The organism is Micromonospora sp. NBC_01655 (assembly GCF_026339755.1).
In the GTDB taxonomy this organism is placed as follows: Bacteria; Actinomycetota; Actinomycetes; order Mycobacteriales; family Micromonosporaceae; genus Micromonospora.
In genome coordinates this window covers 5,820,758-5,833,354 of sequence record NZ_JAPEQF010000001.1, presented here as the reverse complement: position 1 = coordinate 5,833,354, position 12,597 = coordinate 5,820,758, and the positions used below count along the sequence as shown (strand labels likewise).

8 protein-coding genes and 1 pseudogene are annotated in these 12,597 nt (G+C 73.1%); 4 read left to right on the top strand and 5 right to left on the bottom strand.

From position 1 onward, the window contains the following. Positions 1–8: 8 nt before the first annotated feature. Entirely contained in the window at positions 9–1,682 is a 1,674-nt protein-coding gene (locus tag OOK41_RS25600) for a GAF domain-containing protein (protein ID WP_266267982.1), read from the bottom strand. A 115-nt stretch (positions 1,683–1,797) separates the two neighbouring features. Then, positions 1,798–2,871: a nitroreductase family protein gene (locus OOK41_RS25595; protein WP_266267000.1), complete on the bottom strand. Its 1,074-nt coding sequence runs from the start codon at positions 2,869–2,871 to the stop codon at positions 1,798–1,800. A gap of 276 nt (positions 2,872–3,147) precedes the next feature. Between OOK41_RS25595 and OOK41_RS25590 the strand changes: the two are divergent. Both OOK41_RS25590 and OOK41_RS25585 read left to right on the top strand, forming a co-directional pair. Next, positions 3,148–4,927 (top strand): annotated as a pseudogene (locus OOK41_RS25590) (heavy metal translocating P-type ATPase); the annotation flags it as partial. Then, positions 4,901–5,392, top strand: a complete 492-nt coding sequence (locus OOK41_RS25585) for a hemerythrin domain-containing protein (protein WP_266267980.1) — start codon at positions 4,901–4,903, stop codon at positions 5,390–5,392. The pseudogene OOK41_RS25590 and the gene OOK41_RS25585, both read left to right, overlap by 27 nt. Before the next feature lie 39 nt (positions 5,393–5,431). On the opposite strand, the gene OOK41_RS25580 is transcribed toward OOK41_RS25585, so the two are convergent. From OOK41_RS25580 to OOK41_RS25570, 3 genes are all read right to left on the bottom strand, one after another. Next, a complete protein-coding gene (locus OOK41_RS25580; RefSeq protein WP_266266999.1) occupies positions 5,432–6,280 on the bottom strand; it encodes a universal stress protein in 849 nt (282 codons plus the stop codon). Positions 6,281–6,320: 40 nt separating this feature from the next. Next, positions 6,321–8,723: a phosphoketolase gene (locus tag OOK41_RS25575; RefSeq protein WP_266266998.1), complete on the bottom strand. Its 2,403-nt coding sequence runs from the start codon at positions 8,721–8,723 to the stop codon at positions 6,321–6,323. A 122-nt stretch (positions 8,724–8,845) separates the two neighbouring features. Beyond that, complete coding sequence (locus OOK41_RS25570) at positions 8,846–9,709, bottom strand: universal stress protein (protein ID WP_266266997.1); 864 nt, start codon at positions 9,707–9,709, stop codon at positions 8,846–8,848. A gap of 1,215 nt (positions 9,710–10,924) precedes the next feature. Here OOK41_RS25570 and OOK41_RS25565 point away from each other — a divergent pair. Together OOK41_RS25565 and OOK41_RS25560 are read left to right on the top strand one after the other, a co-directional pair. After that, positions 10,925–11,527 carry an RNA polymerase sigma factor gene (locus OOK41_RS25565; RefSeq protein ID WP_266267978.1) on the top strand — a complete coding sequence of 201 codons (603 nt, stop codon included), beginning with the start codon at positions 10,925–10,927 and terminating at the stop codon, positions 11,525–11,527. After that, positions 11,524–12,471, top strand: a complete 948-nt coding sequence (locus tag OOK41_RS25560) for a CU044_5270 family protein (protein ID WP_266266996.1) — start codon at positions 11,524–11,526, stop codon at positions 12,469–12,471. Before OOK41_RS25565 ends, OOK41_RS25560 begins: the two co-directional genes overlap by 4 nt. The last annotated feature ends 126 nt before the right edge of the window (positions 12,472–12,597 follow it).

Genomic DNA, 12,597 nt, shown 5'->3' with positions numbered 1-12,597 from the left:
ACCTCCGGTCAGTCGTCGCGGAGCGGGACCGACCAGCGCAGTTGCGTGCCGTGCGGGGTGGCCGGGCGTACCTCGAAGTCGCCGGCGTGGCGTTCGGCGCGCTCCCGGAGGTTGACCAGGCCGCCCCGGGCGGCGGCCGGGTCGCAGCCCCGGCCGTCGTCGGTGACCGTGACCGTGACCCAGCCGTCGTCGACCCGCACCGCCACCGAAACCCGGCTGGCCTCGGCGTGGCGTACCGCGTTGGACAGCGCCTCGCGGAGCACGGCTGTGAGGTCCGGGCGGATCGGCTCCGGGACGGCGCTGTCGATCGGCCCGGTCAGCTCCAGCGTCGGCCGGAAGCCCAGCGACCCGGCGGCCACGTCGACCGCCTCGCGGATCTCGGTGCGCAGCGCCGCGCTCATCGGGGTACGCAGCTCGAAGATGGTCCGCCGGATGTCCCGGATGGTGGCGTCCAGCTCGTCGACGGCCGCGTTGATCCGCTTGGCCACCTCGGGGCGGGCGTTCATCGCGCCGCTCTGCAACTGCAGGCCGGTGGCGAACAGCCGCTGGATCACCACGTCGTGCAGGTCGCGGGCGATGCGTTCGCGGTCCTCCAGGACCACCAGCAGCTCCCGCTCCTCCTGCCCCCGGGCCCGTTCCATGGCCAGCGCGGCCTGCCCGGCGAAGCTGCCCAGCAACGCCACGTCGTCGTCGGTGGCGCCGCCCCGGTCCGGCCCGTACGCGATCACCAGGACGCCGTGCAGGGTGTCGGCGGCGGCCAGTGGGGAGACCACCGCCGGCCCGGCGGTCACCGGGGCCGGCCAGGGCGCCGTCTCGGCCAGGTTCTCCACCAGCTCGTGCCGCCGCCGGGTGACCGCCCCGGCGAAGCTGGTCTCGTCGGCCGGCAGCACCGCGCCGACCAGCTCCCGGCCCTGCTCGTCGGCGCCGTCGACCACCTCCACGGTGAACCGGTCGGCGTCCTCGTCGTAGAGCAGCACCATGGCCAGTTCCGCCTCGGCGACCTCCCGGGCCCGGCGGGCCACCAGGGTCAGCGCGTCGGTGCGCCGCACCTCGCCGAGCAGCACCGAGGTGATCTCGGCGGCGGCGGCCAGCCAGCGCTCCCGGCGGTGGGCCAGCGCGTACAGCCGGGCGTTCTCGATCGCCACACCGGCCGCGGCGGCCAGCGCCACCACGATCTCCTCGTCGTCCTCGGTGAACTCCGCCGCGCCCTGCTTCTCGGCCAGGTAGAGGTTGCCGAACACCTGGTCGCGGATGCGTACCGGCACGCCCAGGAAGCTGTGCATCGGCGGGTGGTGCGGCGGGAAGCCGTACGACTGTGGGTGCTTCGTGATGTCCGGCATCCGCACCGGGTGCGGGTCGTCGATGAGCAGCCCGAGCACGCCCCGCCCGTGCGGCAGGTCGCCGATCCGCGCGTGCAGCTCGTCGTCGATGCCGTGGACGATGAAGTCGTGCAGCAGCCGGTCGGGGCCGATCACCCCGAGCGCGCCGTACCGGGCGCCGACCAGCTCGCAGGCGGACTCCACGATCCGTTGCAGGGTGCTGCGCAGGTCCAGGTCGGTGCCGATGCCGACCACCGCGTCGAGCAGGGCACGCAGCCGCTCCCGGCTGGTGACCACCTCGCCGACCCGGTCCAGCATCTCCTGGAGCAGCTCGTCGAGGCGGACCCGGGACAGCGGGGTCAGCCCGAGCGACGGGGTGACGTGTTCATATCTCGGGTTCGGTGCGCTGCTGGCCACCGGGGGATGCTATCGCCCGGCGATCGCCCCGACACCGCCCGGCGACCTACGCCACCGGCCGTCACGCCTCCCCGGCGCGCACCGCGGAGGTGTCCACCACCTGCTCGGTGGGCAGCCGCGGGGTGTGCGGCGGCCCGGCGTGCGCCGGGTCCGCGATCCCCATCCGCAGCACCAGGTACGGGTACCCGAGGCCGGCGAGCACCCGACGCAGGGTCTGCCGGGTGCCCTCCACCTCCACCACGCCGGACAGCGGCACCATCGACACGCCCAGCCGGGTGGCGGTCAGCCACGCCGCGGAGAGCGCCTCGCCGGCCCGCAGCCAGCTGTTCCGCTCGTCCTCGTCGCCGTAGAGCAGCCCGTACACCGCCGCCCGGTCGTGGCCGGGGCCGACCGGCAGGGTGCCGGAGCGGCCGAAGTCCCGGCCCGGCACGGTGGTCTGCGGCGGCTGCTCGGGCAGCACCTCCGGCGGAAGCCCGGTGCCGGTGCCGGTCCGGCTGGTCCAGTAGTCCAGCTCCTCGCGCAGTTGCGAGTCCTTCGCCTCCACCGTGTCGGCGTGTCCCGCCGCCGCGGCCAGCTCCATCACCTGGTCGGGGTTGAGGACGTGCAACCGGGCGCCCTCGTCGGCGGCCGCCTTGGTGATGTCGTCGATCGTGGCGACGGGCACGGGCTCGTCGCTGACCGGTCGCCGGTCGGTGTGCCGGACCTGCATGCACTGCACCGTGCGCATCGCCTCCGGGTCCGCCTTGACGCGCTGGAGTCCGGTGAGCCGGGCCAGCAGCTCCGGATCGCTCGGGTCGTCCACCCGCTCGACCACGGCGGCCCAGCCCTCGGCGGCCAGCGCCACCCGGGCGTGGTGCAGCGCCGCGCCGCAGCTCAGCGCCACCAGCCGCCCCTCGGGGTCGGCGGCGGTGAGCTGGCGGTCCCGGACGACACGCAGCTCCAGGGCGTCGGGTAGGACCCGCCAGCGCCACGGCTGCGTGTTGTGCACCGAGGGGGCGCGCCCGGCCGTCGCGGCGGCCTCCGCGAGCGCGGTGGTCAGCGGGCGGTCCGGAGTCTCGTGGCTCATCGGCACGACCTTTCGTCTCTTCCCATCGTGCCCCACCCGGCGGTGCCCCGGGCGGGGTTGCCGCTCCATCGTGCGGCATCGGCCCCACCGTCGCACGGTGCGCGGGACCCGTCGTACCCGGGCCCTTCGATCCGGGCCGGCGGCCGGCCCGCCGTGCCCGGCGATCGGTGTCCGCCGGCTCGGCCGCGACCCGGCCGGGTCGCCGCCGTCCCGGGGGCGGATTCGACGGTTGCCCCGGCCGGCGGGCGGTGTCGTTGAGACGATCCGCAGGTGGGGACCAAGCCGCGGGAGTGCGTACCGGAGCAGCCGGTGCGGCATCGGTGGGCTCCCGCGCGGGAGTGGGGGCTGCTGGCCGCGCTGACCGTGGGCGTGCTGATCGGGGCGGGGCTGTGGTTCGCCGGGCGGCGTGGCGCGGCGGACGGGATCTGGGCGGCGGCGACGGTGGCGGCGCTGGCCCCGGCCGCCTGGTCGACGCTGCGCCAGGTGTGGCGCCGGCAGTTCGGGTGGACGTCATCGCTGTGCTGGCGTTGGTGGGCGCGCTCGTCGTCCGCGAGTACCTGGCGGGCGCGGTGATCGCGGTGATGCTGGCCACCGGCCGCTCGCTGGAGTCGTACGCCCAGCGCCGGGCCACCCGCGACCTGCGCGCCCTGCTCGAACGGGCCCCGCGCTCCGCGCGGCGGCGCCGGGCGGGTGGCGGCATCGAGACGATCCCGCTGGACCGGGTCGCGGTCGGCGACCGGCTGGTGGTTGGCCCGGGGGACGTGGTGCCGGTCGACGGGACCGTCGAGGAGGCCGCCACGCTGGACGAGTCGGCGGTCACCGGGGAGTCGCAGCTCGTCGGGCGGGCGGCGGGGGAGCCGGTGGCCAGCGGCGTGGTCAACGCCGGGGCCGGGTTCGGGCTGCGGGCCACGAGGAACGCGGCGCAGAGCACGTACGCGGGGATCGTCCGGCTCGCCGAGGAGGCCACCGCGCGCAAGGCTCCGATCGTCCGGATGGCTGACCGGTACGCGGCGGCGTTCGTGCCGTTCACCCTGGTCCTGGCCGGCCTGGGCTGGCTGCTGTCCGGGGAGTTCGTGCGGGCCGTGGCGGTGCTCGTGGTGGCCACGCCCTGCCCACTGTTGCTGGCCACCCCGATCGCGATCGTCTCCGGGCTGTCCCGGGTGGCCCGGCGTGGGGTGCTGGTCCGCGACGGCGGCTCCCTGGAACTGCTGGGCCGGGCCGGACCCTGCTGGTCGACAAGACCGGCACGCTCACCACCGGCCGGCCCCACGCCGCCGAGACGGTGGTCGCCCCCGGCGGCGACCGGGACGAGGTGCTGCGGCTGGCCGCCTCCGTGGAGCAGCTCTCCCCGCACGTGCTGGCCGCCGCCCTGGTCCGGCAGGCCGGGGACCGGGGGCTGGCGCTGGCCGAGCCGACCGAGGTGACCGAGGAGCCGGGGCGCGGCGTCACCGGGCGGGTCGACGGGCGGCTGGTCCGGGTCGGCCAGCTCGCGGGTGAGCTGCCCGAGTGGGCGGCCCGGGCCCGGGAACGTGCCGAGCTGGCCGGCCGCTCCGTGGTCTGGGTCGGCGACGAGCGGGGGCCGATCGGGGCGATCCTGCTGGAGGACCCGGTGCGCCCCGACGCCCGCCGGACCGTCCGGCGGTTGCGCGAGGCGGGGCTGAGCCGGGTCGTCATGGTCACCGGCGACCGGCCGGCCACCGCCGAGCAGGTCGCCCTGGCCGTCGGCGTGGACGACCTGCTGGCCCGGTGCTCACCGCAGGAGAAGACCACCCGGGTCCGGGACGAGGCGCGGCGGGCCGTCACCGTCATGGTGGGCGACGGGGTGAACGACGCCCCGGCGTTGGCCGAGGCGCATGTCGGGGTGGCGATGGGGGCCACCGGGGCGACTGCCTCCGCCGACGTCGCCGACGCGGTGCTCACCGTCGACCGGCTCGACCGGCTCGCCGACGCCGTGGAGATCGTCCGGCACGCCCGCCGGATAGCCACCCAGAGCGCCGTCGTGGGGATGGGGTTGGCCGTGCTGGCGATGCTGTTCGCGGCGGCTGGCCGGCTGCCCCCGGTGGCCGGCGCGTTCCTCCAGGAGGGCATCGACGTGGTGGTGATCCTCAACGCGCTGCGGGCGCTCGGCGGCGGGCTGCGCCGCCGGGACGTCTCGGCGGACACCCGCGAGCTGCTCGACCGGTACGCGGGGGAGCACGGCGACGTCCGGGACGTACTGGCCGCGCTGCGGGACACCGCCGACCTGGTCGCCACCCGCCCCGACTCGCCCGACTGCGGGCCCGCGTTGCGGGAGGTCCACCGCCGGCTCACCGAGCGGGTGCTGCCGCACGAGGCCGCCGAGGAGCGGCAGCTCTATCCGGCGCTGGCCGGGCCGTTCGGCAGCGACGAGGCGACCTCGACGATGAGCCGGGGCCACGTGGAGATCCGCCGGCTGGTCGACCGGATCGGCGGGCACCTCGTGCAGGCCGGCGCCGGGCCGCCGCGCCCCGACCAGGTCCCCGATCTGCTCGCCGCCCTGTACGGGCTGGACGCCGTCCTGCGTCTGCACCTCGCCCAGGAGGAGGAGGACTACTTCTCCCTGCGGGAGTGACCGGAGGGGCCCGCGCCGACGAGGGCCCCTCCGGCATCCTCAGCGCTCCCGGACCACCGCGACCGGGCAGTGGGCGTGCTGGATGAGCTGCTGGCCGACCGAGCCGAGCAGCATGCCGCGCAGCCCGCCCCGGCCCCGGGTGCCGACCACCACGAGCTGGGCGTCCCGGCTCGCCTCGACCAGCGCGCGGGCCGGGCGGCCGGTCACCACGTCGGTGGTCACCTCGACGTCGGGGAACGTCTTTCGCCACTTCGCCAGCGGCTCCGCCAGCGCCGTCCGCTCCGCCGCCACCGCGTCGTCGGGGGCGAGGCCGCCGTCCGCCGGCTCCCAGGCCCGCACCACGTGCAGCGGTACGTCCCGCTGGGCCGCCCGCTCGACGGCGAACCCGAGGGCCAGCAGCGACGTCGGTGACCCGTCGACCCCGACTACCACCCGCCCGGCGCGGCCGGCGTCGCCGTCGCGGACCACCACCACCGGGCAGTGGGCGTGCGCGGTCACCGACACGGCGGTGGAGCCGACGAGCAGCCCGCCGAACCCGCCGTGGCCCCGGCTGCCGAGCACCAGCAGGCCGGCCTCGGCGGAGCGTTCCTCCAACACCAGCGCCGGCGGCCCGTCGAACACCTCGCCGCGCACGGTCAACCCGGGCCGAGCGGTGGCGGCGTCGGCGGCGGCCGTGCCGACCAGCTCCTCCACCTGTCGCCGGGCGGTCTCGTCCGGCCAGATGCCGGGGGCCACCCCGGGGCCGATCCACCCGGCCACGGTGACCCACTCGAAGACGTACGCCAGGCGGACCGGCCGTCCGCTGCGCTCCGCCTCGTCCAGCGCCCAGTTCAGGGCGACGGTGGCGTCGGCGGAACCGTCGTAGCCGACCAGGATCTCGTCACTCATCGTGTCCGCCTTTCGTTCGTGGCTGCGGGGGCGCGCAGGCTCACTGTCCGCTCCGTCCCTCGGGGTCCGTCTCCCGGATCCAGCGCCACTCGGCCACCCGCGGGTCGTCCTCGCCGAAGCGGCGGGTGTGGTCGCGGCAGGACTGCCGGGCGTCCACCATCTCCTGACGCAGGTGGGCGGCGCGCGACGCCAGCCCCGGCACCCGGTCGATCACGTCGATGACCAGGTGGAACCGGTCCAGGTCGTTGAGCATCACCATGTCGAACGGCGTGGTGGTGGTGCCCTCCTCCTTGTATCCGCGCACGTGCAGGTTGTCGTGGTTGGCCCGGCGGTAGGTGAGCCGGTGGATCAGCCACGGGTAGCCGTGGTACGCGAAGATGATCGGCTTGTCGCGGGTGAAGATGGTGTCGAACTCGTTGTCCGGCAGGCCGTGCGGGTGCTCCGACGGGGGCTGGAGGCGCATCAGGTCGACCACGTTGACCACCCGCACCTTCAGCCCGGGCAGGTGCTGGCGGAGCAGGTCGGCGGCGGCCAGGGTCTCCAGCGTCGGCACGTCCCCGGCGCAGCCGAGCACCACGTCCGGATCCTCGCCGTCGTCGCTGCTCGCCCAGTCCCAGATGCCCAGGCCGCGCCGGCAGTGCTGGATCGCCTCCTCCATGGTCAGCCAGTTCGGCGCGGGCTGCTTGCCGGCCACCACCACGTTGATGTACTGCCGGCTGCGCAGACAGTGGTCCATGGTGGACAGCAGGGTGTTGCCGTCCGGCGGCAGGTAGACCCGGACCACCTCGGCCTTCTTGTTCATCACGTGGTCGATGAAGCCCGGGTCCTGGTGGGAGAAGCCGTTGTGGTCCTGCCGCCAGACGTGGCTGGAGAGCAGGTAGTTCAGCGAGGCCACCGGCTGCCGCCAGGGGATGGTCCGGGTTACCTTGAGCCACTTGGCGTGCTGGTTGACCATCGAGTCGACGATGTGGATGAACGCCTCGTAGCTGGTGAAGATGCCGTGCCGGCCGGTCAGCAGGTAACCCTCCAGCCAGCCCTGGCACAGGTGCTCGGAGAGCACCTCCATCACCCGGCCGCCGGGGGAGAGGTGGTCGTCGCCGGGCCCGGTGTCGGCGACGAACGCCCGGTCGGTGACCTCGAAGGCCGCGCCGAGCCGGTTGGAGGTCACCTCGTCGGGGCCGAACAGGCGGAACGTCTGCGGGTTGGCGGCGATCACGTCGCGGATCCACGCGCCGAGCACGCCGGTGGCCCCGGCCACCGGCGTGCCGGGCCGCTCGACGTCGACCGCGTACTCCCGGAAGTTCGGCAGGGTCAGGTCGCGCAGCACCGTACCGCCGTTGGTGGCCGGGTTGGCGCTCATCCGCAGGTCGCCCTTCGGGGGGAGCGCGGTCAGCTCGGCGACCGGGGCGCCGGTGGCGTCGAACAGCTCCTCCGGCCGGTAGCTGCGCAGCCAGCGCTCCAGCTCGGCCAGGTGCGCCGGGTTGTCGCGTACCTCGTCGACCGGCACCTGGTGGGCGCGGAACGTCCCCGCCACCTGCTTGCCGTCGACCGTGTCCGGGCCGGTCCAGCCCTTCGGCGTACGCAGGATGATCATCGGCCAGCGGGGACGCTCGACCGCGCCGCCGGAGCGGGCCCGGCGCTGGATGTCGGCGATCTCGTCGACCACCCGGTCCAGGGTGGCGGCGAGGAGCTGGTGCACGGTCGCCGGGTCGTCACCGGCGACGACGTACGGCTGGTAGCCGTAGCCGCGCATCAGGTCGAGCAGGTCCTCGGTGGGGATCCGGGCCAGCACCGTCGGGTTGGCGATCTTGTATCCGTTCAGGTGCAGGATGGGCAGCACCGCCCCGTCCCGGGCCGGGTTGAGGAAGACGTTGGACAGCCAGCTCCCGGCGAGCGGGCCGGTCTCGGCCTCGCCGTCGCCGATCACGCAGGCGACCAGCAGGTCCGGGTTGTCGAACGCGGCGCCGTACGCGTGGCTCAGCGCGTACCCCAGCTCGCCGCCCTCGTGGATCGAACCCGGCACCTCGGGGGCGACGTGGCTCGGGATGCCGCCGGGGAAGGAGAACTGGCGGAACAGCCGCTGCATGCCCGTCTCGTCGCGGCTGACCGAGTGGTACAGCTCGCTGTAGGTGCCCTCCAGCCAGGTGTTCGCCACCAGGGCGGGACCGCCGTGCCCGGGGCCGGTGATGAAGATCGTCGGCAGCTTCCGGTCGACGATGATCCGGTTGAGGTGGGCGTAGAGCAGGTTCAATCCGGGGCTGGTGCCCCAGTGGCCGAGCAGCCGGGGCTTGATGTGCGCGGGGCGCAGCGGCTCCCGCAGCAACGGGTTGTCCAGCAGGTAGATCTGGCCGACGGTCAGGTAGTTGGCCGCCCGCCAGTACGCGTCCAGCCGGCGCAGCTCGTCTTCGGTCAGGGGGCCTTGCAGGTCTACAGCGGTGTTCATGCTGCGTCAGCCTCTCGCGGATCGGGGACTTTCGCATCCGGTGTCCCGGCCTTCCCGGCACGTCCAGCCTCGTCGCCCAACCGGGGAGAGGGCAGGGCCGTAGGTCCCGGGCCGTACGGGAGTCATACCCCGTCCGGCGCGGTGGAGACGAGTCCACGCACGACGATGACCGGGGCGGGGGAGTGGTAGAGCAGGGACTGGCTGACCGCGCCGAGCATCCCGCGCAGTGGTTCGTCGCCCCGGGCGGCGACGATCGCGAGCTGCGCCGAGCGGGACCGGTCGACCAGGACGCCGCCGGGATCGCCGACGACGCTGTGGCACTCGACCGGCACCGCCGGGTGCCGCCGCCCGTACCGGGCCACCGCCTCGGCCAGTTCGGTGCGGGCGTCCTCGGCGGCGGACTCGGCCGAGCCGCCGTCCCCGGCCGGTCGGGCCGGCTCGGTGACCCGGACGGCGAGCAGCCGGGCCGACCGGCGGGCCGCGCAGTCGAAGGCGAACCCCAGCGCCGTCCAGGAGCTCGCCGAGCCGTCGACGCCGACCAGCACCGGGCCCTGCGGCGGCGGCTCGGTGCGGACCACCAGCACCGGGCAGCCGGCCCGGGCGGCGAGCAGCACCGCCGGCGCGTCCGCGGGTACGCCGCTCTGGCGGTGGGTCATCCCGCCGTCCCCGACGGCGACCAGGAACACGGACTCGGAGCGGCGGATCAGCGCGGCAACCGGGGATCCCTCGACGATCTCCCCGCTGACCGGCACCGCCGGGGCCACCTCGCCGGCGACCCCGGCGGCCCGCTCGATCAGGTACTCGGCCTCGTCGCGCGGACCGGCCACCGAGGGGGCCTCCAGCGCCGCCGCCCAGTTGAAGGCGTGCAGCAGGGTGAGCGGGCGGTCGCGGCCGGCGGCCTCCCGGGCGGCCAGCCGGACGACCTGGAGGTCCGTATCCGACGAGCCGAGCGCGGCCACCACCGGCGCGTCGGCGGGTGGGGTCATCCGGCCTCACCTCCCCGGCGCCCGTCACGCATTCTGTGACTGAGCGTAGTCGCGTGGTTGTGCTGGCGGGGCCGGATCGGCGGTGCGAGGACGCCGTCGGGACCCGGTTCCGCCCGGCCGAACTCCACCGGAAGCCCACCTCGGCCGCCTCGTCGGGGGAGTCGCCGCCAGGTGGCCCAGGTCAAGACCATGGTTCGTGAGCAGGCTGCGGGCGGCAGGGCGCCCGCTGCCGGAGGGCGCACAGGGTCGACGACGGCATGGGTCTTCACGGCCTCCCTGCCGGCCTGGCCGCTGCGGTCGATTCACCTGTCCAATCAACCAGCAGGGGCCGCGGTTGCGCGGCAGGGTCATTGCGTTGTCGCGGGTGCGGTCCCGGTCGGCCGGGGACCGTGGCCCGGGCGGAGCTGTGGGCGCGGCGGCTCGATGCCGTGGGACGCCGCCTATGGAGCTGAGTCGTCCACGTCATCACCGCCGGGCGGGCCACCGCCGTCGCGTCACCCACCACCCCGTCGGGTCGTTCGCCTGCGGTCGCCGATCGCGACAGGCGTGGGTGATGTCGTATCCGACTCAGCTCCATAGGCACCGGGAGGCATACCTGCGGTGGAGCGGCGCCCACGCCAGGAACCCCCCGGACTCCCTGATCAAAGCGCTCCCGCCCGACTTCGCAATCACCCTGGGTTGCGCGGCCCCTGCTGGTTCGTCTGACGTAGACCGTCAATGATGTCGCTGTAGCCAACGCCGATGTTGCTATTCCAGTCGAGCGCGTCACTCGAAAAGAGCGAGGCAAAAATACTGCCATTCCAGAGAAGGTGCTGCGAGTACCGTCTGTCCTGGTTGTTGAGGCAGCTCGTCACTCTGTCGTTCTACTTCCCACCAAGCGGGAAGCTGATCGTCCCCAGGTCCATGAACCCGCAATCGCTAGGAATTTCACTGCCGGAGCGCGAGAGTTTTAGGGGCAGCCGTTTTCGGCGAGGCGGCAAACCTCTCGTCGCTTGCGTTGGTGGATTCAGGCTAGCAGCAATCTGATCATAGCTGTGACCCGCTATTCCATCGATGAATCGGATTGTCGGTCATACACCCACGTCATTGCTGCGAGCTGTCGGTCGCCACGAGGATGACCAGGTCGGCGCCTGTCGGTATAGGGAGTGGTTGCCTAGCGCGTGATAACGAATCGATAACCTTGCCGAGACGTCCTGGGAGGCGGGGTTGAAGCAGGTGATCGACACGGAAGGTCGCGTCCACGGCCCCCCGGCTGCGGCCGAGAGTACCGACGCCGAGATCATCACGGAGTCGCTGGCGGAGCCCGACCGGTTCGGTGTGCTGTACGAGCGGCACTCCGGGGTGTTGCATGGTTACGCGTATCGGCGGCTCGGGCGAGAGGCCGCAGAGGACGTCGTCGCCGAGACCTTCATGAAGGCGTTCCGCGCTAGACGGACGTACGACCTCCGTCACAGTGATGCTCGGCCCTGGTTCTTTGCCATAGCGATCAGGGAGATCGCCCGTCATCATCGCGTCGAGCAGGCCAGGTACCGCGCTCTTCTGCGCTCCGCCCGCGACCGAGGTGAGGAGGACCTTGCCGATCGAGTCGCTGATGCCGCCTCGGCTCAAGCATGGCGAAGGTCGCTGCTCGAGGCGCTCACGAGGCTTTCTCGTCGGGACCGGGACGTGCTGCTCATGATTGCGTGGGCCGACCTGACCTACGAAGAGGTGGCCAGGGCGCTCGGGATACCGCTCGGCACGGTCCGATCGCGGTTGCATCGTGCCCGTCGGAATATCCGCAAATGCCTACCCGGCGACATCGCTTTGGAGTTGACGTGAAGGACTTGGACCTGATCAAGCAGTTGGGGGAAGACCTCGCCCCTCGTGAAGATGAGCCACTTGCCGCTCTCCCTGCGGCCGTCTTCCGCGACTCGCCTCGCAGGCGAGCACTCAAGACGTGGCATGTCGGAGTGGTGGCGCTCGCCGTGGTGGGTGCTACTGCGGCCGTGGCGGGCTCGTGGCCAAGTTCGCATACGCCGCCCGGACAAGCGGCCACGCCCCGAGCCGCAACTGTCCTCGATAACGCAGCCGTCGTCGGCCGACAGTCCACCATCACACGCCTTGAGGAAGGCGGATACATCTTCACGGAGACGGTCAGCAGCTACCCGGAGCAGGTCCAACAGCCTGACGGCTCCTTCAAGATCATGAGAACAGCGCCAGTCGTGACACAGATCTGGCTCCCCGTGGACCCGACGAAGAGCGGTAAGCAACGCCAGCGCCCGAAGGACGGCAACGCCGAGTGGTGGCCGTGGATTGCAATCGCTTCGTGCCAGGAAGAGCGGAATCCGACCAAGCTGGGCGATGGCCTCCCGCAATGCACGAGGGGCGTTCTGCCGGCGAACTTCCCCGCCGATCCCTCCGCAGTGCTGGCCTGGCTCAAGGGAGATCGTCCGGCGGGTACGCCCAGCCCGCGCCCCTCGAGCGCCGGGCCGATCGGGGGTGAGGATGGTCTGGCGTTGGAGGCGGCAAGGACGCTTCTCGTGACAGGAACGTACCTACTGCCGGCCCAGCGCAGTGCGATCTTCAAGGCGCTGGCAAAGCTCCCGGGAGTCACCGCGGTGGCCAACGTTCAGGACGGTGCGGGTCGGCAAGGCATCGGGATCTCCGCAGGTGGCCATGAAGCTCTGGTCTTCGACTCCACCTCATTTGCGTTTCTCGGCACCACCAGCTCGGCCGTCATGAGACAAGGCGCGACTACCGAAGCCGGCAAGATCCCGTCCTGAACCGGGCGCAGTGGTCGAGCCCGCTGGTCTCGTGCCACTCGCTGCGCCGTAGCCCTTCGGCCTGGTTCTCGTCGAGCACTCGTTGGCCAGGCTCCAGGTGTCGATCGGGCCGGTGCGTGTTGTCGC